This window comes from Polynucleobacter sp. 73C-SIWE, assembly GCF_018882465.1.
Classification (GTDB): domain Bacteria; phylum Pseudomonadota; class Gammaproteobacteria; order Burkholderiales; family Burkholderiaceae; genus Polynucleobacter.
Window position 1 is genome coordinate 477,378 of record NZ_JACVOK010000001.1, and the last position, 21,727, is coordinate 499,104.

Annotated in this window: 24 protein-coding genes; 1 reads left to right on the forward strand and 23 read right to left on the reverse strand. The window is 45.8% G+C overall.

The genetic code is table 11. The features are described from left to right. Positions 1 to 3: 3 nt before the first annotated feature. Genes tatA through hisB form a run of 8 tightly spaced genes read right to left on the reverse strand, consistent with a single transcriptional unit; the run spans position 4 to position 4,328 of the window. Positions 4 to 225, reverse strand: a complete 222-nt coding sequence (tatA, locus tag ICN17_RS02455; RefSeq protein ID WP_087908848.1) for a Sec-independent protein translocase subunit TatA — start codon at positions 223 to 225, stop codon at positions 4 to 6. Positions 226 to 241: 16 nt separating this feature from the next. Then, positions 242 to 598, reverse strand: coding sequence for a histidine triad nucleotide-binding protein (locus ICN17_RS02460; protein ID WP_215374785.1), 357 nt, complete (start codon positions 596 to 598; stop codon positions 242 to 244). A 6-nt stretch (positions 599 to 604) separates the two neighbouring features. Continuing rightward, entirely contained in the window at positions 605 to 1,006 is a 402-nt protein-coding gene (locus ICN17_RS02465) for a phosphoribosyl-ATP diphosphatase (protein WP_216236030.1), read from the reverse strand. A 31-nt stretch (positions 1,007 to 1,037) separates the two neighbouring features. Continuing rightward, complete coding sequence (gene hisI, locus ICN17_RS02470; RefSeq protein ID WP_370625937.1) at positions 1,038 to 1,457, reverse strand: phosphoribosyl-AMP cyclohydrolase; 420 nt, start codon at positions 1,455 to 1,457, stop codon at positions 1,038 to 1,040. 33 nt (positions 1,458 to 1,490) lie between these two features. After that, complete coding sequence (gene hisF, locus ICN17_RS02475; RefSeq protein WP_216236031.1) at positions 1,491 to 2,249, reverse strand: imidazole glycerol phosphate synthase subunit HisF; 759 nt, start codon at positions 2,247 to 2,249, stop codon at positions 1,491 to 1,493. After that, complete coding sequence (gene hisA / locus ICN17_RS02480; RefSeq protein ID WP_216236032.1) at positions 2,249 to 3,010, reverse strand: 1-(5-phosphoribosyl)-5-[(5-phosphoribosylamino)methylideneamino]imidazole-4-carboxamide isomerase; 762 nt, start codon at positions 3,008 to 3,010, stop codon at positions 2,249 to 2,251. The genes hisF and hisA overlap by 1 nt, the downstream gene beginning before the upstream one ends. Positions 3,011 to 3,028: 18 nt before the next feature. Continuing rightward, the gene (hisH, locus tag ICN17_RS02485) at positions 3,029 to 3,691 is read right to left on the reverse strand and encodes an imidazole glycerol phosphate synthase subunit HisH (protein ID WP_216236033.1); all 663 of its coding nucleotides are present in this window, start codon (positions 3,689 to 3,691) and stop codon (positions 3,029 to 3,031) included. Positions 3,692 to 3,740: 49 nt separating this feature from the next. Then, positions 3,741 to 4,328 carry an imidazoleglycerol-phosphate dehydratase HisB gene (gene hisB / locus ICN17_RS02490; RefSeq protein ID WP_215376713.1) on the reverse strand — a complete coding sequence of 196 codons (588 nt, stop codon included), beginning with the start codon at positions 4,326 to 4,328 and terminating at the stop codon, positions 3,741 to 3,743. Between the two features lie 116 nt (positions 4,329 to 4,444). Between hisB and hisC the strand changes: the two genes are divergently transcribed. Further along, on the forward strand, positions 4,445 to 5,512 hold the full coding sequence (gene hisC, locus ICN17_RS02495) for a histidinol-phosphate transaminase (protein WP_216236034.1): 1,068 nt from the start codon (positions 4,445 to 4,447) through the stop codon (positions 5,510 to 5,512). Positions 5,513 to 5,535: 23 nt separating this feature from the next. Here the strand turns inward: hisC and hisD are convergent, their stop codons facing one another. From hisD to ICN17_RS02570, 15 genes are all read right to left on the reverse strand, one after another. Beyond that, positions 5,536 to 6,858: a histidinol dehydrogenase gene (hisD, locus tag ICN17_RS02500; RefSeq protein ID WP_216236035.1), complete on the reverse strand. Its 1,323-nt coding sequence runs from the start codon at positions 6,856 to 6,858 to the stop codon at positions 5,536 to 5,538. A gap of 21 nt (positions 6,859 to 6,879) precedes the next feature. Next, the gene (gene hisG / locus ICN17_RS02505) at positions 6,880 to 7,506 is read right to left on the reverse strand and encodes an ATP phosphoribosyltransferase (protein WP_216236036.1); all 627 of its coding nucleotides are present in this window, start codon (positions 7,504 to 7,506) and stop codon (positions 6,880 to 6,882) included. A gap of 20 nt (positions 7,507 to 7,526) precedes the next feature. Further along, entirely contained in the window at positions 7,527 to 8,801 is a 1,275-nt protein-coding gene (gene murA / locus ICN17_RS02510; protein WP_216236037.1) for a UDP-N-acetylglucosamine 1-carboxyvinyltransferase, read from the reverse strand. Between the two features lie 43 nt (positions 8,802 to 8,844). Beyond that, positions 8,845 to 9,093, reverse strand: coding sequence for a BolA family protein (locus ICN17_RS02515; RefSeq protein ID WP_216236038.1), 249 nt, complete (start codon positions 9,091 to 9,093; stop codon positions 8,845 to 8,847). A gap of 35 nt (positions 9,094 to 9,128) precedes the next feature. Then, positions 9,129 to 9,917: an ABC transporter permease gene (locus ICN17_RS02520; RefSeq protein WP_216236039.1), complete on the reverse strand. Its 789-nt coding sequence runs from the start codon at positions 9,915 to 9,917 to the stop codon at positions 9,129 to 9,131. Beyond that, entirely contained in the window at positions 9,914 to 10,666 is a 753-nt protein-coding gene (locus ICN17_RS02525) for an ABC transporter ATP-binding protein (protein WP_216236040.1), read from the reverse strand. Before ICN17_RS02525 ends, ICN17_RS02520 begins: the two co-directional genes overlap by 4 nt. Positions 10,667 to 10,670: 4 nt before the next feature. Then, positions 10,671 to 10,928, reverse strand: coding sequence for a lipid asymmetry maintenance protein MlaB (locus ICN17_RS02530; RefSeq protein WP_216236041.1), 258 nt, complete (start codon positions 10,926 to 10,928; stop codon positions 10,671 to 10,673). Between the two features lie 27 nt (positions 10,929 to 10,955). Beyond that, positions 10,956 to 11,597, reverse strand: a complete 642-nt coding sequence (locus ICN17_RS02535; protein WP_216236042.1) for a phospholipid-binding protein MlaC — start codon at positions 11,595 to 11,597, stop codon at positions 10,956 to 10,958. A gap of 62 nt (positions 11,598 to 11,659) precedes the next feature. Beyond that, positions 11,660 to 12,418 carry a VacJ family lipoprotein gene (locus tag ICN17_RS02540; RefSeq protein ID WP_255538253.1) on the reverse strand — a complete coding sequence of 253 codons (759 nt, stop codon included), beginning with the start codon at positions 12,416 to 12,418 and terminating at the stop codon, positions 11,660 to 11,662. After that, complete coding sequence (gene mlaD / locus ICN17_RS02545; protein ID WP_216236043.1) at positions 12,418 to 12,900, reverse strand: outer membrane lipid asymmetry maintenance protein MlaD; 483 nt, start codon at positions 12,898 to 12,900, stop codon at positions 12,418 to 12,420. The genes ICN17_RS02540 and mlaD overlap by 1 nt, the downstream gene beginning before the upstream one ends. A gap of 21 nt (positions 12,901 to 12,921) precedes the next feature. Further along, positions 12,922 to 13,719, reverse strand: a complete 798-nt coding sequence (gene mlaE / locus ICN17_RS02550) for a lipid asymmetry maintenance ABC transporter permease subunit MlaE (RefSeq protein WP_216236044.1) — start codon at positions 13,717 to 13,719, stop codon at positions 12,922 to 12,924. Next, positions 13,719 to 14,570 (reverse strand): ABC transporter ATP-binding protein, encoded by an 852-nt coding sequence (locus tag ICN17_RS02555; RefSeq protein WP_216236045.1) that lies wholly within the window; start codon positions 14,568 to 14,570, stop codon positions 13,719 to 13,721. Before ICN17_RS02555 ends, mlaE begins: the two co-directional genes overlap by 1 nt. Before the next feature lie 10 nt (positions 14,571 to 14,580). Then, positions 14,581 to 16,044, reverse strand: a complete 1,464-nt coding sequence (locus ICN17_RS02560; protein ID WP_216236046.1) for a glutamate synthase subunit beta — start codon at positions 16,042 to 16,044, stop codon at positions 14,581 to 14,583. A gap of 38 nt (positions 16,045 to 16,082) precedes the next feature. Continuing rightward, complete coding sequence (locus ICN17_RS02565; RefSeq protein ID WP_216236047.1) at positions 16,083 to 20,828, reverse strand: glutamate synthase-related protein; 4,746 nt, start codon at positions 20,826 to 20,828, stop codon at positions 16,083 to 16,085. Positions 20,829 to 21,012: 184 nt separating this feature from the next. Beyond that, the gene (locus ICN17_RS02570; RefSeq protein WP_216236048.1) at positions 21,013 to 21,717 is read right to left on the reverse strand and encodes a transposase; all 705 of its coding nucleotides are present in this window, start codon (positions 21,715 to 21,717) and stop codon (positions 21,013 to 21,015) included. Between the last annotated feature and the right edge of the window lie 10 nt (positions 21,718 to 21,727).

Here is a 21,727-nt window from a genome sequence, read left to right on the forward strand (position 1 = left end):
GAATCACTTGTTAATGTCTTTGGCGTGCACATCAACAGTTTTTTCTGTTGTTGCAGCAGCTTGCTGGATTTGCTCTTTAGGTTCATCGCCTGGCTTCATGCCATCTTTAAAACCTTTAACAGCACCACCCAAATCTTGGCCGATATTGCGTAATTTCTTGGTACCAAATACCAACATCACGATGACCAAAACAATTAACCAATGCCAAATGCTAAATGAGCCCATTTTGAATCTCCTTGGATTATTTTTTCCAGGGGCGCGGACCGCCCATCACATGCAAATGCAAGTGATAAACCTCCTGCCCTCCATCTGCACCATTATTCACCATCAAACGAAAGCCACCATCCTTGCCGGGACGACAGCCTTGCTCTTTGGCAAGACGCGGTGCTAATTCCATCATTCTACCCAGCAATGGGGCATCAATGCTTTCTGCTGACTCCAACATGGGTATATGTTTCTTGGGAATCATCAAAAAATGCACTGGTGCGGCTGGATTGATATCTTTAAAAGCGTAGATTTCCTCATCCTCATAGACCTTTTGAGATGGGATCAAACCTTGTGAAATCTTGCAAAACAGGCAATTTGGATCATGCGACATGGGTATTTATTCCTTACCAGCGGCTTTTCTGGCTGCCTTTTCTTCGATTCCAGAGGTGCCCAAGCGGCGATCTAGCTCAGTAATCACATCTTCAGGTCGCAAGTTAAATTGTGACAAGGCAATCAAACAGTGGAACCAAAGGTCTGCCATTTCGGCTACCAGCAACTTTTGCTGCTCAGGAGCCAAGTTCGCACTTCGGGCATCTTTAGCAGCCATGACTGCCTCGGTTGCCTCTTCACCAATCTTTTTCAAAATTCCATCATCACCCTTTGAAAAGAGCAAAGCAGTATAGGAGGTCTTGGGATCGGCTTGTCCTGCCTTAAAAGCATCACGACGTTGATCCACGACATCGGCTAAATGCGCGAATGCAGAATCCAAATTAGAAGGTTTATTCGTAGAGCTAGTCATTCGATTATTTTATGTCTTTTATTGGGCAAGCCTACTTCGCAGACTCATCAACCCAAGCAGATTTAACAGAGTCCCACTGAAAAAAGAAACAGCTGTGCTCACCAGTGTGACAGGCAATGCTATCTTTTTGCTCAACCATGAGCAAAATCGTATCGCCATCACAATCCAAACGAATTTCTTTTACTTTCTGGATATGGCCAGATTCTTCGCCTTTGTGCCAAAGCTTTTGTCTAGAACGCGTCCAATAGACAGCCTCACCAGAACGTAAGGTTGCCAACAAAGCGTCACGATTCATCCAGGCCATCATCAAAACATCTTTACTGCCGACCTCTTGTGCAATTGCAGGCACCAAACCGTGTTCATTCCATGCCACAGCATCAAGCCAAGCGCCAGCTTGCAAAGACTGAATTGGAGTGAATGTGCTCTGAGGTTTATCTGGGTATTGCGTCATACCTAAACTTTACAGCGAATCTTGGAAGACAGGCTAAATCCGAACCGGAATTCCTTGGGCGGCCATATATTCTTTTGCCTGCCCTACAGTGAACTCGCCATAATGAAAAATACTGGCCGCTAATACGGCATCCGCATGGCCTTTGGTAATCCCATCGACCAAATGCTGCAAATTACCAACGCCACCAGATGCAATTACTGGTACAGAGACTAGATCGCTCACAGCCGCCGTTAAAGCTAAATCGAAGCCATCTTTGCTGCCATCGCGATTCATGCTGGTCAGCAAAATTTCACCGGCGCCACGTTTAGCTACTTCACTGGCCCACTCTACGACATCAATACCTGTGGCTGTTCTACCGCCATGGGTAAATACCTCCCAATTACCAGAAGGAGTTTGTTTAGCATCAATCGCAACCACAATACATTGTGAGCCGTAATAAGCAGCAGCATCTGAAACTAAATCAGGATTGGCTACTGCTGAAGAATTCATACTCACTTTATCTGCGCCAGCATTGAGTAAGCGACGTACATCAGCAACAGCGCGCACACCGCCGCCAACGGTGAGAGGAATAAATACTTGGGAAGCCACATCTTCAATGATGTGCAAAATCAGATCGCGGCCATCAGATGTAGCAGTAATATCTAAGAATGTAAGCTCATCGGCACCTTGAGTGTCATAACGTTTAGCGATTTCTACAGGATCACCTGCATCGCGCAAGCCAACGAAATTCACACCCTTAACAACGCGCCCTGCAGTGACATCAAGGCAAGGAATAATGCGTTTTGTTAACACTAGATAATTTTCTTCATGTACTTCAGAGTTAACTCATCCGCATACTTTTGAGCTACTGCAAGATCAAGATCTCCGGCATAGATAGAGCGGCCAGCAATAACGCCCATCACACCCTCCTCCTCTGCTTTACAGAGAGCCTCAATATCTTTGTTGTTCGAGAGGCCACCGCTAGCAATGACTGGAATACGAATAGCCTGCGCCAGCTTAATAGTGGCATCAATATTGACACCCTTGAGCATGCCATCACGCCCAATGTCGGTATAGATAATGGCTTCAACGCCCCAGTCTTCAAACTTCTTAGCAAGATCAATCACTTCATGGCCGGTAATCTTGCTCCAACCATCTGTAGCCACCTTGCCATCGCGAGCATCCAAACCAACCATCACATGGCCAGGAAATGCAGTACAAGCATCTTGCACAAAACCTGGATTCTTCACTGCAGCAGTGCCAATAATTACCGTGCTAATACCGTCATCTAATAAACGCTCAATAGTTTCAAGATCACGAATACCTCCACCCAATTGAACGGGTATCTCATCTCCAACTGCTTTGAGAATCGATTTAATGGCAGATTCATTTTTGAGTTTGCCTGCAAATGCACCGTTGAGATCGACTAGGTGCAAGCGACGCGCACCCTTACTAATCCAGTGTGCTGCCATCGCACCAGGATCTTCAGAGAAAACTGTAGCTTTATCCATATCACCTTGTTCAAGTCGAACACAGTGGCCATCTTTGAGATCAATTGCAGGAATCAGCAGCATATCTAAAGGTTAAAAGTATTAAGGTTGCCAAGAAACAAAATTTTGATAAAGCTTTAATCCGTATTCTGCACTTTTTTCTGGATGAAATTGTGTAGCGAAAATATTATCTCGCGCCACCGCAGAAGTAAACCAATCCCCGTACTCTGTAGAGCCTGCAATATCTTCTTTGCGCTGCGGCACAACATAGTAGCTGTGGACAAAATAAAAGCTGCTTAAGTCAGGAATACCGCTCCATAAGGGGTGCTTAGAGTCTTGGCGGACCTGGTTCCACCCCATATGCGGGACTTTATATGCTGAGCCATCAGTCTGTTTCTTGCCGGCTAACTCAAAACGGCGTACTTCGCCGGGAATCAGTCCCAGACACGGTGTCCACTGACTCTTTTGTGCCGCTCGCACTTCAGCACTTTGATCAAACAGCATCTGCTCGCCTACACATACTCCAAGTAGGGGTTTGTTTTTGGATGCCTCTAACAGAGCTTGTAATAAACCCGACTCCTCAAGATGCTTCATACAATCCGGCATTGCACCTTGACCAGGTAAGACAACACGATTTGCAGAGAGAATTTCTTCGGGCTTGTGTGCAATCAAGACATTGTCATCAGGAGCTACATGATGAAATGCTTGATATACGGAACGGAGATTACCCATTCCATAATCAACGATCGCAATAGTTTGCGCCAATTTAGCTTATCTTTCGCTGTTATCTACAGAGCAACTATGAGTGTCTAAATTAGAGACTGCCTTTAGTTGAAGGAACGGCACCAGATGCCCGTGGGTCAATAGCCAAAGCCATACGTAAAGCGCGGCCAAAGGCCTTGAACACGGTTTCAATCTGATGGTGCGCATTAATGCCACGCAAATTATCGATATGCAAAGTTACTCCGGCGTGATTCACAAAACCACGGAAGAACTCAATACTGAGATCAACATCAAAGTCACCCACTCGAGCGCGAGTAAACGGTACGTTGAACTCTAAACCTGGGCGACCAGAGAAATCGATCACAACACGAGACAGGGTTTCATCCAAAGGAACATAGGAGTGGCCATAACGGGTAATACCCGCTTTATCGCCAACGGCCTTAGCAAAAGCCTGGCCCAAAGTAATTCCCACATCTTCAACAGTGTGGTGATCATCAATATGGGTATCGCCATTGGCAACCACTTTGAGATCAATCATGCCGTGACGGGCAATCTGATCGAGCATATGATCCAGAAAAGGGACACCGGAGGCCAGCTCAGCCTTACCAGTACCATCTAAATTGATGGAAATTTGAATTTTGGTTTCCGAAGTGTTTCGGGTAACGTCGGCTTGCCGCATGCTTCATTGCGCCGCGAGGCGAAGTGTTGATTGAAGCCTCATAATATCATTCCTAGAAGATTTATAAATGCAGATATTGCTTCACTTTCTTTCTGATTTTTGAGCCGAGTACCCTAATGAGCCGTTTTTGGAGCCCTGTTGTTCAAACCTTAACCCCTTATGTCCCTGGGGAGCAGCCGCAAATGCAGCGGCTGGTAAAGCTCAATACCAACGAAAGTCCTTATGGACCCTCGCCCAAAGCTCTAGCTGCAATTGATGCCCAGAATAACGAAGATTTACGCCTTTACCCCGATCCAGAGGGCGCTGCACTCAAACAAGCCATTGCTAAATTGCATGATCTAAACCCAAACCAAGTGTTTTTAGGAAATGGCTCAGATGAAGTTCTAGCTCATGTTTTTGCTGGTCTACTCAAACATAGCAAACCAGTTCACTTTCCAGATATCACTTACAGCTTTTATCCGGTCTACTGCAAGCTATTTGAAATTGACTACAAGGCGGTGCCACTTGGAGAAGAGTTTGAGATCAATTTAGGGAACTACAAAGCTCCCAACGGAGGAATTATTTTCCCGAATCCAAATGCACCCACTGGCAGATCCATCGCACGCTCTGAAATTGAATCTTTACTTTCTCAAAATAAAGATTCCGTAGTTGTCATTGATGAAGCTTATGTCGATTACGGCACGGAGTCTTGTATTCCCTTATTGCGCGGGACAGCTTGCCCAGAAAACCTTCTTGTAGTGCACACACTCTCAAAATCAAGGGCGCTTGCTGGCTTACGTGTTGGTTTTGCAGTTGGTCACCCAACCTTGATTGAAGGCTTAGAGCGGGTCAAGAATAGCTTTAACTCCTACCCTCTTGGTCGCCTTGCACAAGCAGGCGCCATCGCTGCAATTGAAGATCAAGCGCATCTTGAAATGACCTCTGCAAAAGTCATGCAAACTCGCAGTAAATTAGTCGGAGATTTAAAAGATTTAGGCTTTGAAACGCTTCCGTCAACTGCAAACTTTATCTTCACTCGCCACCCAGAGTATGCCGGGGAAAAGCTCTACCAAGCTTTGCGAGATCGCGGCATCATCGTGCGCCACTTTAAATTGCCACGTATAGAAAATTTCTTACGCATTACGATTGGCACAGATGAACAAAGCGGCGAACTCGTCGCCGCTTTAAAAGAAATCCTCGCGTAATTTAAATCGAATTGATTTTTGAGTTACTTTTTAAGCCGCATCTCAGCAGCGCGTGCATGGGCTTGCAAGCCCTCTCCATGAGCCAGAGTGCTAGCGACTGAACCTAAGGCCTGAGCCCCAGCTTCGCTTACTTCAATCATGCTGGAGCGCTTAATAAAATCATACACACCCAACGGTGATGAGAAACGTGCTGTGCGTGCAGTTGGCAGGACGTGATTTGGTCCAGCACAGTAATCCCCAAGGGACTCACTGGTGTAATTACCCATAAAGATCGCACCAGCATGGCGAATCTTCTCTGCCCACTTACGTGGATCTGCTGCACAAATCTCTAAGTGCTCTGCAGCGATCGCATTAGCAATCTCGCAAGCTTCGCTCATATCTTTTACCTGAATTAATAAGGCACGATTCGTCAAAGATGCTTCAATGACTTTGGCTCTTGGCATCTCTGATAGCAGCTTATTGATACTGGCTTGTACTTGCTCAATAAATGCAGCATCAGGACAAAGCAAAATCGATTGGGCCTGCTCATCATGCTCTGCCTGAGAAAATAGATCCATTGCAATCCAATCGGGATTACTGGAGCCATCGCAAAGCACTAAAATTTCCGAGGGGCCAGCAATCATGTCGATGCCGACAATTCCAAATACTCTGCGCTTTGCGGCAGCAACATACGCATTACCGGGCCCAACAATTTTATCTACCGATGGAATAGTATGCGTGCCATAAGCTAGGGCGCCAACAGCTTGCGCTCCGCCAATAGTAAAAACACGATCAACACCGGCTAAGTAGGCGGCAGCTAACACTAATGGGTTGCGAGAACCATCCGGTGTTGGCACAACCATAATGACTTGCTCAACACCAGCTACTTTTGCAGGGATGGCATTCATGAGTACAGAAGATGGGTAAGCAGCTTTACCGCCAGGAACATAAATTCCGACGCGATCTAGTGGCGTCACTTTTTGACCTAAGCGCGTACCATCTGCTTCTTCATATTCCCAAGAATGGCAACCGGCTTCCATCTTTTGCTTCTCGTGGTATGCGCGCACTCTTTGTGCGGCGACATCTAAAGCATTCTTTTGCTCTGCAGATAAAGACTTGTAAGCTTGCTCTAAATCTTTTTTTGGGATTTCTAATTCAGAGACGCTGGCGACATTTAAACGATCAAATTGTTTCGTGAAATCTAAAACAGCTAAATCGCCATTCTCCTTAACTGCCAAAAGAATCTTGGCGACCGAAGCGTCAATGGCCTCATCGTCAGCCATAGGCAAGGAAAGGCTAGAGAGCAGGGTTTCTTTGAAACCCGCATCTTGGCTGCTGAGGCGCTTGACTTTGATTTGTGCAGACATTTGAGCGAAAAGTAATACGCCTTACTTTAGCAATTCAAAAATAGGTTGCAGTTGCACACGCTTGCGTTTGTAAGAAGCTTGGTTTACCACCAGACGCGCGCTGATATCAGCAATTGGCTCAACTTCAAGTAAACCGTTGGCTTTAAGCGTATTACCTGTGGAGACTAAATCCACAATTGCATCCGCCAAACCTACAAGCGGGGCTAGCTCCATAGATCCATAAAGCTGAATCGTATCGATATGTACACCTTTATTAGCAAAGTGTTCACGTGCGCAATTAACGTACTTGGTAGCAACCTTTAAACGAGAGCCTTGCTTCACTGCTGCCGCATAATCAAAGCCTTCCCGCACTGCAACCGACATGCGGCACTTGGCAATATTGAGATCATATGGCACATAAAGGCCGTCTGTGCCTTTTTCCATCAGCACATCTAAACCGGCTACGCCGAAATCAGCACCTCCAAATTGCACATAAGTTGGTACATCTGAGGCGCGCACGATAATCAAGCGAATATCTGGATTTGAAGTCTCAATAATGAGCTTGCGTGACTTTTCAGGATCCTCCTTCGGCACAATACCGACCTTGGATAAGATCTCTGCAGTCTCTTCGAAGATGCGCCCTTTGGAGAGGGCTAAAGTCAATTTCATGGACTAATTATCCATCAGCCTTACTTTATGCGCTCAATCTTTGCGCCCAACAGCGTCAATTTATGCTCCATGCGGTCGTAGCCACGATCCAAATGGTAGATCCGGTCAACCTGAGTTTCACCTTGAGCCGCCAAGCCAGCAATTACCAAACTAGCAGAGGCACGTAAGTCAGTAGCCATCACAATCGCACCCGAGAGCTTTTCAACACCCTGCGCAATCGCGGTATTTCCCTCGATTGCAATATCTGCACCTAAACGATTTAACTCTTGAACGTGCATAAAACGATTCTCGAAAATGGTTTCAGTAATCATTGAGCTGCCATCGGCGACTGCATTCACAGCCATCAATTGCGCCTGCATATCGGTTGGAAAAGCTGGGTACTCTGAAGTACGAAAACTGACTGCCTTAGGGCGTCCTTGCATAGAAGCTTTAATCCAATCAGGGCCCACTTCCATTTGTAAACCAGCTTCTTTGAGCTTGACCATCACCGCATCTAAAGTATCGGGGCGGCAATGCTTCACCACCACCTCGCCGCCTGCAGCAGCAACTGCACATAGGAATGTACCTGCCTCAATACGATCTGGAATCACAGAATGTTCAGTACCATGAAGTTTTTCAACCCCCTCGATCACCAAGCGATCACTACCAATGCCAGAAATCTTTGCGCCCATCTTGACTAGCAATTCAGCAAGATCGCCAACCTCTGGTTCACGAGCCGCATTTTCTAAAATGGTAGTGCCTGAAGCTAAGGTAGCAGCCATCAATAAATTCTCTGTGCCCGTTACCGTAATCATGTCAGTCAAAATTGATGCGCCCTTGAGGCGATCAGTTGGTGGCTTTGTCTCTGCTTGGATATAGCCGCTCTTAATCTTGATGCTTGCGCCCATGGCCTTTAGGCCTTTAATATGCTGATCCACAGGCCGAGCACCAATGGCGCAACCACCCGGCAAAGAAACCTTAGCGCTGTGCATTCTGGCTAATAACGGACCTAAAACCAAAATGGAGGCACGCATGGTTTTTACCATTTCATAGGTCGCTTCTGAACTCTTAATTACCGCAGCACTCAGCACTAAATGACTACGATCACTAGCATCCGGAAAATTGACTGTGATACCGATTTCTTGCAAGAGCTTGAGCATCGTACGCACATCCTGTAAATCTGGGACGTTACGCAATACGACCGGTTGATCGGTAAGTAGGCAGGCACAAAGAATTGGCAGAGCTGCATTTTTGGCTCCTGCGATCACTACCTCACCTTTGAGAGGGGTGCCGCCAACCATTCTTAATTTATCCATGAAACGATTCCAATAAAAACTACTGTAGGTCTGTGATTAATATTTAGGTTGCAGGGTTTTGAGCAAACTCTTGGGGTGTAAAAGCCTTAATTGATAAAGCATGTACTTCTGCTTTCATACGATCGCCCATTGCGCCATATACCAATTGGTGGCGTTGCACTAAACGCTTACCCTCAAAATCTGGGCTCACAATCGTTGCAAAAAAATGCTGGCCATCACCCTCCACCTGAATGTGGGTACAGGTGATGCCCTGCTTGATATAGCCCTCAATTTGCTCTGGGGTTGGAAACATCCATCTCTCCTAATAAAACGTAATCATGTGAATACTTAATGGCGGAGCTTATAGCCCTTTTGCAACAAGCGCAAAGCAATCACTGAAACCACAATAAAGAAACAGGCCACGATTACCAAACTATTCCATGGAGAAATGTCAGAAACCCCAAAGAAGCCGTAACGGAAGCCATCAATCATGTAAAAAAATGGGTTGAAATGAGAAACTACTTGCCATGCTGGTGGTAACGAATGAATCGAGTAGAAAACGCCTGACAACATAGTGGCAGGCATGATGACAAAGTTCTGAAAAGCAGCCAGTTGATCGTATTTATCTGCCCAGATGCCAGCAATCAAACCCAAGCTACCCAAGATTGCAGCGCCCAAAAATGCAAAAGTCAGAATCCATAATGGATGCTCTATTGCTGGCAAGCCATACCAAGCGGTAATAATCAATACACCCAAGCCCACCACGACACCACGAAAAACAGCCGCCAAAATATAGGCCGCATAGAATTCGAAATGACTCAAAGGGGCAAGCAAAACAAATACTAGGTTGCCAGTAACCTTCGACTGTATTAAAGATGATGAGGTATTAGCAAATGCATTTTGCAAAACACTCATCATGACCAAACCCGGTATCAAGAAGGCCGTATAACTCAAACGGCCATAGACTTCTCTACCTTCAAGAACATGACCAAAAATCATGAGATATAAAACGGCTGTTAATACTGGTGCAGCTACAGTCTGAAATCCAACCTTGTAAAAGCGCAGTATTTCTTTGCGGAGCAATGTGGGGAAACCGCTGCCATACTCTAAGGGGGGTCTACTGAGTCCATGCTTCATAAAGCACCCCCAGACATGATGTTGACAAAAACCTCTTCCAGATCGGTCTTACCTTCACCATCTTTTTTGACTGAACCATAACGCGCCAACAGATTAGCGGTGGTATCAAGCGCAACAATCTTGCCTTGCTTGAGCATGGCAATGCGCTGACACAAGGCTTCAGCCTCTTCTAAGTAATGTGTCGTCAACACAATCGTATGCCCATCTTGATTCAGTCTACTAATGAATTGCCATAAAGACTGGCGTAACTCTACATCCACTCCAGCAGTTGGCTCATCTAAAATAATCACTGGTGGTCTGTGTACTAATGCCTGGGCAACCAATACACGGCGCTTCATGCCGCCCGACAAAGAACGCATATTGCTATCAGCCTTTGCTGTGAGATCAAGATTAGCGATGATCTCATCAATCCACGCATCGTTATTGCGAATGCCAAAGTAACCAGATTGAAAACGTAAGGTTTCACGAACAGTGAAGAAAGGATCAAATACCAATTCTTGAGGAACAACGCCCAACATGCGACGCGCCTCGCGAAAAGTCTTTTGTACGTCTGCGCCCATAATGGCTGCATGACCCATGCTTGGCGTCACTAAGCCTGCCAAGATAGAAATCAGTGTAGTTTTGCCAGCACCATTAGGACCCAGGAGGCCAAAAAATTCACCGGGCTCGATGGTCAAAGAAACATGATCTAGAGCCTGTAGCGCCCCGTAATGCTTGGATATATTTTGAATTGAAATTGCAGGGTGCATGCTATTACAAGCCTAGCAATGCAGATACGCCATATACACTGGCCAACACTTTCAGCTTCTCGGGAGCATGCTCTATAGACAGCGACTGACCATCAGCCTGGAGCTTCTTTTGCCATGCCAGCAGAACAGTTAGCACCGTAGAATCAAAATCTTTTAGGGCAGAACAATCAATCGTTCTTAAGTTCGCCAAATTCAACAAGCCTTCTTTTTCTAACTGCAGAACATTTTCCTGCGTAACAGTTGTCGGTAAAAAAAAGGTCATCGAAAAATGTCTAAATGAATGTTGTGATTAATTCGCTGGCTTAGCACTGGCTAACTGCTTATTGCGATCTTGCAAAAACTTCACAAGGCCATCAATTCCATTTTGACTAATCTGATTTGAAAACTGATTGCGGTATGCCTCAACCAACCAAACACCCATGATGTTCATATCGTAGACCTTCCAACCTTTATCGGTTTTCTCTAGGCGGTAATCCAAGGGGACTGGATCTCCACGACCAAGGACAACAGTTTTGACAACCACTTCCTTATCATCTGGTGCCGCACGAAGCGCCTTAAATTGAACAGTCTGATCACGCAGTTGGCTCAAGGCACCAGAGTAAGTGCGGATTAATAAGTTTTTGAATTCCATCACCAATTGATTTTGTTGCTCAGGGGTAGCTTTCTTCCAATTAGGGCCCATCGCCATTTCAGTGGTACGACGCATGTCGGTATAGGGAACAATTTTCTTTTCAACTAACTCGACAATCTTGGGAATATTACCCTTCTGAATATCTGGGTCTGCCTTGACCGAGGACATGACATCCGACACTACCATCTTGATGAGCGCATCAGGAGCAGTGGTTTGATCAGGCGTTTGCGCAAAGACGGCGCCAGAGATTAAAAGCAAACCCGCTGCCAAAAACTTGGTCAATTTTTTAAAGCTTTTCATATCCAATTATCTCGCTATTTCCGTCTAGATTGAGGCTAATTTTAGCCTCTCCAGCAAATCACTTACTCGTAAGGATTCTGGTAAACCGGCATCGTAGGCTCCTGATCATCACGGCCCTCATTAATTTGATACTGACGACGCTGAATGTATGCATCTCGCATAAAGCTGTACTTATCAATCGCAGCCCCATCCAACAAATCACCTGCTTCGTAATAGGTATTGCGAGCATTTACAACACGCAAAGCTGTAAGACTATTACGTAGTGCAACATCCGGGAGAAGTCTAAATAAGTAATCGGACTCTAAATCAGCAACCGTACCAAAAGTATCTCGCACATTACTTGGTCCAAAGAAGGGCAATACCACGTATGGGCCAGCAGGCACTCCCCAAACACCAAAAGTTTGACCCCAGTCTTCCTTGTGCTTTTCCAAACCACCAGGGGTGGCCATATCAATTAATCCACCCAAGCCAAAAGTGGTATTGACCACTACACGCATCAAATCATTAAATGCAAAGTCAGGCTTACCCTGCAACATATTCTGCAAAGCAGTGTAGATATCGTTGTAGTTACTAAAAAAGTTATAAATACCCTCACGAACAAATTCAGGCAAAACAAAACGATAACCAGCAACGACTGGCTTCAACAAATAGGCATCAAGACCTTCATTGAACTCAAAGACTGAACGATTGAATGACTCCCAGGGATCTTGTGGTGAAGGCTGAACTCCCGCAGGGATTGAGGCACAGCCCACTAAGACGGAAACGATACACAACAAGACGCATTGTCTAGCCCTGCTCATGAACTTGACTAGGGAGGGCATTACCTTGCTGCGCCCTTGTCTTGCCCGCTATCTGCTGCCTTGTTATAGAGAAACTGACTAATGAGGTTTTCTAAAACGATTGCTGATTGGGTCTGAGTAATTTTTTCACCATTAGCGAGAAAATCATCTGAGCCGCCAGCTTCAAGGCCAATATATTGCTCGCCCAATAAGCCTGAAGTCAAAATCTTTGCTGATGAATCTTTTGGAAACTTATAAGAATCTTCAATCGTCATCACAACAGTTGCTTGATAAGTTTTGTCATCAAAAGAAATATTAGCAATACGTCCAACTACCACCCCAGCACTCTTCACTGGTGCACGAGGTTTTAATCCGCCAATGTTGTCAAAGCGTGCGGAAATTTTATAAGTGGGCGCAAATGACACTGCATTCATATTGCCAACCTTTAAAGCTAGAAATAAAGCTGCCAACAAACCAATAGCAACAAAGATTCCTACCCAAATATCAATTGCACTTTTTCTCATAAGAGCCCCAGTTTATTCTTTCTAGTTCGAGAACATCATTGCGGTTAGCAGGAAATCCAATGCTAAAACCGATAAAGAGGAGATCACCACTGTCCGAGTGGTAGCCTGCGATACGCCCTCAGGCGTAGGTTTGGCCTCATAACCCTGATAAAGGGCAATAAACGTCACTGCCACACCAAAGACCATACTCTTAATTAAACCGTTTCCGATATCTGCAAAGAGATCTACACCACCCTGCATTTGAGACCAAAAGGCCCCAGAATCAACGCCAATCAGAGGAACGCCTACAAAATAGCCACCCATCACGCCTACTGCAGTAAAGATGGTTGCCAAAATTGGCATAGAAATAATGCCAGCCCACAGTCTTGGAGCAATCACCCTGCCTAAGGGATCAACAGCCATCATCTCCATTGCGCTGAGCTGCTCGCCGGCTTTCATCAAACCAATTTCTGCCGTTAATGAAGTACCGGCGCGACCGGCAAATAGAAGAGCAGTAATGACAGGTCCTAATTCACGGGTTAAAGACAGTGCCACCAATAAACCTAATGCCTGCTCTGAGCCATAGCGATTTAAGGTGTAGTAGCCTTGCAATCCCAATACAAATCCTACGAATAAACCAGACACCGCAATGATCACAAAAGAGTGATTCCCAACAAAGAGGATTTGATCGATGACGAGGCGAGGTCTTTTCAGTAAAAATCCTGAACGCAAAATGACTGCTACAAACATTCTTGTAGCAAGCCCAAGACTACTCAAATTACGACGAACAAAAAACCCAAGGTCTCCGAATAAATCTAGAAGTTTTTGAAAAGTAGTCATTACGCACCCACTCCAAAATCTTCAGCCAAGCTTTGACCCGGGTAATGGAAAGGTACTGGCCCATCAGGTGCAGCATCCAAAAATTGTCTAACAAAAGGATCCGTAGAGCGACTTAATTCAGCGGGTGTACCTTGTGCACCAATACGACCATTAGCAATGAAGTAAACGTAATCAGCAATTTCAAAAGTCTCTTCAACATCGTGCGTAACCAATAAACTCGTGGCTCCGAGGGCATTATTGAGATCTCGTATTAGTCGTGCAGTAATACCTAAAGAGATTGGGTCTAGGCCTGCAAAAGGCTCGTCATACATGATGAGCGGAGGATCTAAAGCAATTGCTCTAGCAAGAGCAACACGCCTTGCCATGCCACCAGAAATTTGCGATGGCATTAAATCACGAGCACCACGTAAGCCAACTGCGTTAAGCTTCATTAATACTAAGGAGCGTAAAAGCTCTTCGCTTAAATCAGTATGTTCGCGTAATGGGAATGCAACGTTTTCAAAAACGCTGAGGTCGGTAAACAAAGCACCAAACTGAAATAACATACCCATGCGACGACGGGCATTCATTAATTGATCGCCAGTCATCTTGCCGATGTCTTGACCTTCAAATAAAACTTGGCCAGATTGTGCAGTAAATTGACCGCCAATTAAACGCAGGATCGTAGTTTTACCGCAGCCAGATCCACCCATCACTGCGACCACTTGGCCGCGACGAAACTCCATATTAAGGCCCGACAAAATCTGTCGCTCACCTGGAGCATAAGAAAAGTTGACGTCCTTAATAGAAACGACAACTTCTCCTACAGACTGCGTGCTTGCATCCAAAGAATTTGGGTGGACAGTGTTCATATCCCCGATATTATCGGGGTAAAACAGATGAACCCATCAAATATTCATCTACCGCCTGAGCACATTGGCGCCCTTCACGAATTGCCCAAACTACCAAAGATTGTCCGCGGCGCATATCACCAGCTGCAAAAACCTTTGGAACGTTAGTTTGATAAGCATTTTGGCCATCGACAGTAGCTTTAGCATTGCCACGCGCATCTTTCTCAACGCCAAAAGCATTGAGCACTTGCTGAACTGGAGAAACAAATCCCATAGCCAAAAGTACTAAATCTGCCTTGATCTCAAATTCGGAATTTGGAACTTCAGCCATCTTGCCGTCTTTCCACTCCAAACGCACGCCAATTAACTTTTCTACTGCGCCGTTTTTACCCTCAAAACGCTTTGTTCCAACCGACCAATCGCGATCACAACCTTCTTCGTGTGAAGAGGAGGTGCGCAGCTTGGTTGGCCAATATGGCCATACCAACGGCTTATTCTCTTCTTCAGGAGGTTGCGGAAGCAGTTCGAACTGAGTAATTTTTGTGGCGCCATGGCGATTCGATGTTCCAACACAATCAGAGCCAGTATCACCACCACCAATAACTACGACATGCTTATCAGTGGCACGGATTTCATTTTTGAAATCGCCAGCATTCTCTTTGTTTTGTGGAATCAAAAACTCTAAGGCATAGTGCACACCAGCCAATTCGCGGCCAGGTACTGGTAGATCACGTGGCTGCTCTGCGCCGCCGGTAATGACTACTGCATCAAAGTCTTTCATCAACTGATCAGGCGAAACTGTTTTAGTGGAGTAATTTTTTACCTCCGCACCAATCGCTTCTTTTCCAACGAAAACACCAGTTTCAAATTTCACGCCTTCAGCTTGCATCTGCTCTACACGACGATCAATCAACCACTTTTCCATTTTGAAATCAGGAATGCCATAGCGTAGCAAGCCGCCAATGCGATCATTCTTTTCGAACACGGTGACGTCATGGCCGACGCGCGCTAATTGCTGAGCAGCCGCCATACCAGCAGGGCCGCCACCAACAACGGCTACTTTTTTACCAGTCTTGGTTTTAGATGGCTGAGGCTTCACCCAACCACTCTCCCAGCCTTTATCAATAATGGCATGCTCAATGGACTTAATGCCAACAGGAGCGCGGTTAATGCCTAGCGTGCAGGCTGCTTCGCAAGGTGCTGGACAAATACGGCCAGTAAATTCTGGGAAATTATTGGTAGATTGCAAAACGTCTAAAGCATTTTTCCAATCGTTATGAAACACCAAATCATTAAAGTCGGGAATGATGTTGTTCACTGGGCATCCGCTATTGCAGAATGGAATGCCACAATCCATGCAACGCGCGCCTTGAACTTTAGCTTCTTCGTCGGTTAAAGCGGCGACAAACTCTTTGTAATGATGGAGGCGTTTAACTGGCGCTTCGTAGGTTTCATCGACGCGCTCAAACTCCATAAATCCAGTGACCTTACCCATATCGAATCCTTAGTATCTTTTCTTAATATCCGTATTAATTAAGCAGCAACAGTTTTGTTTTGTGCCTTATCCCATAACTCACCTAGAGCACGTTTGTACTCAGTTGGGAGAACCTTGACAAAACGCGTACGAGAATTTTCCCAATCAGCTAAGAGGGCTTTAGCGCGCTCTGAACCTGTGTAACGGAAATGACGCTCAATTAAGCCCTTCAAGATTTGCTCGTCTGTTAAGCGTTCACCGCCATCTTTAACATCAACCGGGGCATGCCACTCAGACTTAGGCATCTTGGCAATTTGCTCTGCAGATGGCAATACTTTTTCTAGGCTTGCCATACTGGTATTACAACGTTTATCAAACATGCCATCTTCGTCGTAAACATAAGCAATACCACCACTCATACCGGCAGCAAAGTTCCGTCCAGTAGTGCCAAGCACCACCACCGTTCCACCAGTCATATATTCACAACCGTGGTCGCCAGTACCTTCAACAACGGTAGTAGCGCCAGAATTACGTACTGCAAAACGTTCGCCTGCAACACCATTAAAGAAGGCTTCACCAGCAATCGCGCCATACAAAACAGTGTTACCAACAATGATGTTCTTAGCAGTATCTCCACGGAACTCATGCGATGCGCGGACAATTACGCGTCCACCAGATAAGCCTTTGCCGACGTAGTCGTTGCCATCACCCACTAAGTCCAGGGTAATACCGCGGGACAAGAAAGCTGCAAAGCTTTGGCCCGCAGTGCCATTCAACTGAATATGGATGGTGTCGTCAGGTAAACCAGCATGACCATAGCGTTGAGCCACTTCTCCAGAGAGCATTGCGCCAACAGTGCGATTCACGTTCTTCACTGGAACAATGAACGAAACTTTCTCACCACTCTCTAAAGCGGGTGCGCTCTTCTCGATCAAGATATTGTCAAGCGCGCTAGTTAAACCATGATCTTGTGTCAGCACTTGATAGCGTGGGACATCTGAAGCCACTTGAGGCTCAGCAAAGATCTTGCTGAAATCCAAACCATGCACCTTCCAGTTATCAATCCCTTTGCGGGTATCTAGCAAGTCAACACGGCCGATCAAGTCATCAAACTTCCGAATACCCAATTGCGCCATGATCTCGCGCGCTTCTTCAGCAATAAAGAAGAAGAAGTTCACAACATGCTCTGGCTTGCCAGAAAACTTCTTACGCAACTCCGGATCTTGAGTAGCAACACCAACTGGGCAAGTATTTAAATGACACTTACGCATCATGATGCAACCCTCAACCACCAATGGGGCTGTAGCAAAACCAAATTCGTCTGCGCCTAATAAAGCACCGATTACCACGTCGCGACCAGTTTTCATTTGACCATCAGCCTGAACGCGAATACGGCTACGCAGGCCATTAAGAACTAAAGTTTGCTGAGTTTCAGCTAAACCCAATTCCCATGGTGAACCAGCATGCTTAATGGAGGATAGTGGTGAAGCGCCGGTACCGCCATCGTGTCCAGCAATCACCACGTGATCTGCTTTGGCCTTAGCAACACCTGCTGCAACCGTACCTACACCAACTTCAGATACCAGCTTCACAGAAACATCTGCTTTTGGATTGACGTTCTTCAAATCGTGAATCAGCTGAGCAATATCTTCGATAGAGTAAATGTCATGGTGTGGAGGCGGAGAAATTAAACCAACGCCTGGTACAGAGAAGCGCAACTTACCAATGTAATCAGATACTTTGCCGCCTGGTAATTGACCGCCTTCACCTGGCTTAGCACCTTGCGCCATCTTGATCTGAATTTGATCTGCGGAACGTAAATACTCAGTAGTTACACCGAAACGACCTGAGGCAACTTGTTTAATCTTCGAGCGCAATGAATCACCATCCAGCAATGGGATGTTGGCTTCTACAACGTCGCTACCTAAAACACTGGCGAGCGTTTCGCCCTTCTTAATTGGAATGCCCTTGAGTTCGTTTACATAACGATTTGGATCCTCGCCACCCTCGCCGGTATTGGATTTGCCGCCGATACGGTTCATCGCAATTGCCAAGGTCGCATGTGCTTCCGTAGAAATCGAACCCAAAGACATCGCACCCGTTGCAAAGCGTTTCACGATTTCTTTTGCAGACTCAACTTCATCCAATGGAATAGCTTTTGCAGGGTCAATCTTGAATTCAAATAAGCCGCGCAGAGTCATCTGACGCTTAGTTTGGTCATTGATGATGTTGGCGTACTCTTTATAAGTTTGATAGCCCTTCTCTGCACCAATACGAGTACTGTGCTGTAACTTCGCAATCGTATCTGGAGTCCACATGTGGTTCTCACCACGAATACGGAAGGCATATTCACCACCAGCATCCAGCATATTGCTTAGCACTGGGTCATTGCTGAACGCAGCAGCGTGCATACGCAAAGCTTCTTCAGCTACCTCAAAGACACCAATACCACCTACGTTAGATGGAGTGCCCTTGAAATACTGATTGATGATTTCATGGTTCAAGCCAATCGCTTCAAAAATCTGTGAGCCGGTATAAGACATATAAGTTGAGATGCCCATCTTGGACATCACTTTTTGCAAGCCCTTGCCAACTGCTTTAACAAAGTTCTTAACCGCTTTTTCACCAGATAAATCGCCTGATAGGCCTTTAGCCATATCGGTCAATGTTTCCATCGCGAGATATGGATGAATAGCTTCAGCACCGTAACCTGCTAGAAGTGCGAAGTGATGTGTTTCACGCGCACTACCAGTCTCAACCACTAGGCCTACGCTAGTACGCAAACCTTTTTCCACCAAATGCTGATGAATGGCTGAAGTGGCTAACAATGCAGGAATAGCAACATGCTTCTCATCCACTTGACGATCACTCACAATCAAGATGTTGTAACCAGAACGCACTGCATCAGCAGCTTCTGCACACAATGATGCTAAGCGCGCCTCTATGCCAGCCTTACCCCATGCTGCTGGATAGCAGATATCCAACTCATAAGAGCGGAACTTACCGTTGGTGTAGTGACCAATATGACGGATCTTGGTGATGTCATCAAAATCTAAAATGGGTTGGCTAACTTCCAAACGCATTGGAGGGTTGATATTATTGGTATCTAATAAATTGGGCTTTGGCCCAATGAATGACACCAATGACATCACCATATTTTCACGAATTGGGTCAATCGGGGGATTGGTTACCTGCGCAAATAATTGCTTGAAGTAGTTATAGAGAGGCTTGTTCTTATTAGAAAGCACAGCCAATGGGCTGTCGTTACCCATAGAGCCGATAGCCTCTTCACCATTCATGGCCATTGGGGCCATGAGGTATTTAATGTCTTCTTGGGTGTAACCAAACGCTTGTTGGCGATCCAATAATTTAGCCGCTGGACGAATCGTTGTTTTTTCATCGACCAAGTCAGCTTTGCTAGCATCCACTTCATCTAGCTTCACGCGAACTGCATCAATCCAACTCTTGTATGGCTTGGCTTTTGACACGGCATTCTTGAGCTCAACGTCATCAATGATGCGGCCTTGTTCCATGTCGATCATGAACATCTTGCCTGGCTGTAGACGCCATTTTTGAACGATCTTGTTTTCCGGAATTGGCAATACACCAGCTTCAGAAGCCATGATGACCAAATCATCATCCGTTACGTAATAGCGCGCTGGACGCAAGCCATTACGATCCAAAGTTGCGCCAATTTGACGACCATCGGTAAATGCCATTGCAGCTGGGCCATCCCATGGCTCCATCATGGCTGCGTGATATTCATAGAAAGCGCGGCGATTGTCATCCATCAATGCATGCTGTTCCCATGCCTCAGGAATCATCATCATCATCGCTTGCGCTAATGGATAACCTGACATCACCAAAAGCTCTAAGCAGTTATCAAAGCAAGCGGTGTCAGATTGACCCGGATAAATCAATGGCCACAATTTTTGCAAGTCGTCGCCTAATACTGGTGAGCTAATCGCGCCCTCACGTGCATTAACCCAATTGACGTTACCCTTAACGGTATTGATTTCGCCGTTATGCGCAATCATGCGATATGGGTGAGCCAATTCCCATGCAGGGAAAGTATTGGTGGAGAAACGCTGATGAACTAGTGCAAGAGCTGATACGGTACGCTTATCTTGCAAATCTTGGTAATAAGCGCCCACTTGGTTGGCCAACAGCAAACCCTTATAAACAATAGTACGTGCAGACATTGATGCAACAAAATATTCTTTGCCGTGCTTTAAATGCAAATCTTGAATTGCATGGCTCGCTGTTTTACGAATCACATACAACTTGCGCTCAAGCGCATCGGTTGTCATGATGTCGCGGCCGCGGCCAATGAAAATTTGACGAATGAATGGCTCTGTCATTTGCACGGTTGGAGACATTGGCAACTTCACGTCTACCGGCACATCCCTCCAACCCAAAACAACTTGACCTTCTAAACGCACAGTGCGCTCTAATTCTTGTTCGCAAGCTAAACGTGATGCATGTTCTTTTGGCAAGAAAATCATGCCCACACCGTACTCACCAAATGGTGGCAATGTGACACCCTGCTTGGTCATTTCTTCGCGATACAAGGTATCTGGAATTTGAATCAAAATTCCTGCGCCGTCACCCATTAAAGGATCGGCACCCACTGCACCCCGGTGATCTAAGTTCTCAAGAATCTTTAAGCCTTGAGCAACGATCTCGTGTGATTTCTTACCCTTGATGTGCGCGACAAATCCTACCCCGCAAGCATCATGTTCATTACGTGGGTCATAGAGACCTTGAGCAATTGGGCGTAGATCAGTATTGAATTGTGTAGTCATAGTATTTCCGAGGGGCGACAAAGGCCTGATAACTTTTGGAGGATCAAATATAGGGGAATACCCATATCGATGCAATAGAAATAAAATGAGTCTGTCACATTTATTTAGGTACCGCACCAAAATGAATTACTGAAATAGGGACAGAGTCACGAATCCTAACTCGGATGTGCATGCCTAATGCATCCTAAGCACTTGAATTTATTGAATTAATTTTTCTAGGACGGCCACGATGCCGAATTTTAGGAAAATCCGGGGAATCTTTAAATACCTTCTTTGCGTAAATATCACTAACCCAGGGCTTTGATCTGAGCAAAGACTCAGTAATTTGCCGGTCTTCCCAGTGGGGTGCGCCCTCCTTCACAAACTCGGCCCATTTCATTTGCCTTTCAAAGGGGGTGTTACCCAATTTCCAAAAGTGCTGATGATCCACCAACCAAGACTCTGCCTTTCCTCCAATATGGGTGGCAAAGCTAGTCCAACTGGAATCTTGGGGGCTTGATTCATACCCCGCCCTAACGGGGTTGAGTTCGATATAGCGCTGGCAACGTAAAAAATAATCTGGGTCAATTAATGAGGAGCGATAACGTCCCTCCCAAATCGTGCCAGAGCGATGATGCTGTTGATTGAAATATTGAGCATAACGTCGGCCTAAAGACTGCATTGTTTTCGCAAGCGAATCTTCATGTTGCGGGGTCATGAGTAAATGCACATGATTTGGCATTAAAGCAAAAGCATGGACTGAACATCCAAATTGTCTTGCAGCCTCACGCAACCACTCTAAGTAGATACGACGATCTTCGTCGCTAAAGAAAAGTGTTTCTCGATTATTACCACGAACCATGACATGCATTGCTTGGCCAGGTATTACAGTACGCGCTTGCCGGGCCATTTGGAATACG

Coding starts and splice junctions, on each gene's coding strand:
- tatA (WP_087908848.1), bottom strand. CDS start 225: ATGGGCTCATTTAGCATTTGGCATTGGTTAATTGTTTTGGTCATCGTG.
- ICN17_RS02460 (WP_215374785.1), bottom strand. CDS start 598: ATGTCGCATGATCCAAATTGCCTGTTTTGCAAGATTTCACAAGGTTTG.
- ICN17_RS02465 (WP_216236030.1), bottom strand. CDS start 1,006: ATGACTAGCTCTACGAATAAACCTTCTAATTTGGATTCTGCATTCGCG.
- hisI (WP_370625937.1), bottom strand. CDS start 1,457: ATGACGCAATACCCAGATAAACCTCAGAGCACATTCACTCCAATTCAG.
- hisA (WP_216236032.1), bottom strand. CDS start 3,010: ATGCTGCTGATTCCTGCAATTGATCTCAAAGATGGCCACTGTGTTCGA.
- hisB (WP_215376713.1), bottom strand. CDS start 4,328: ATGCGGCAAGCCGACGTTACCCGAAACACTTCGGAAACCAAAATTCAA.
- hisC (WP_216236034.1), top strand. CDS start 4,445: ATGAGCCGTTTTTGGAGCCCTGTTGTTCAAACCTTAACCCCTTATGTC.
- hisD (WP_216236035.1), bottom strand. CDS start 6,858: ATGTCTGCACAAATCAAAGTCAAGCGCCTCAGCAGCCAAGATGCGGGT.
- hisG (WP_216236036.1), bottom strand. CDS start 7,506: ATGAAATTGACTTTAGCCCTCTCCAAAGGGCGCATCTTCGAAGAGACT.
- murA (WP_216236037.1), bottom strand. CDS start 8,801: ATGGATAAATTAAGAATGGTTGGCGGCACCCCTCTCAAAGGTGAGGTA.
- ICN17_RS02515 (WP_216236038.1), bottom strand. CDS start 9,093: ATGTTTCCAACCCCAGAGCAAATTGAGGGCTATATCAAGCAGGGCATC.
- ICN17_RS02520 (WP_216236039.1), bottom strand. CDS start 9,917: ATGAAGCATGGACTCAGTAGACCCCCCTTAGAGTATGGCAGCGGTTTC.
- ICN17_RS02525 (WP_216236040.1), bottom strand. CDS start 10,666: ATGCACCCTGCAATTTCAATTCAAAATATATCCAAGCATTACGGGGCG.
- ICN17_RS02530 (WP_216236041.1), bottom strand. CDS start 10,928: ATGACCTTTTTTTTACCGACAACTGTTACGCAGGAAAATGTTCTGCAG.
- ICN17_RS02535 (WP_216236042.1), bottom strand. CDS start 11,597: ATGAAAAGCTTTAAAAAATTGACCAAGTTTTTGGCAGCGGGTTTGCTT.
- ICN17_RS02540 (WP_255538253.1), bottom strand. CDS start 12,418: ATGCCCTCCCTAGTCAAGTTCATGAGCAGGGCTAGACAATGCGTCTTG.
- mlaD (WP_216236043.1), bottom strand. CDS start 12,900: ATGAGAAAAAGTGCAATTGATATTTGGGTAGGAATCTTTGTTGCTATT.
- mlaE (WP_216236044.1), bottom strand. CDS start 13,719: ATGACTACTTTTCAAAAACTTCTAGATTTATTCGGAGACCTTGGGTTT.
- ICN17_RS02555 (WP_216236045.1), bottom strand. CDS start 14,570: ATGAACACTGTCCACCCAAATTCTTTGGATGCAAGCACGCAGTCTGTA.
- ICN17_RS02560 (WP_216236046.1), bottom strand. CDS start 16,044: ATGGGTAAGGTCACTGGATTTATGGAGTTTGAGCGCGTCGATGAAACC.
- ICN17_RS02565 (WP_216236047.1), bottom strand. CDS start 20,828: ATGACTACACAATTCAATACTGATCTACGCCCAATTGCTCAAGGTCTC.
- ICN17_RS02570 (WP_216236048.1), bottom strand. CDS start 21,717: ATGGCCCGGCAAGCGCGTACTGTAATACCTGGCCAAGCAATGCATGTC.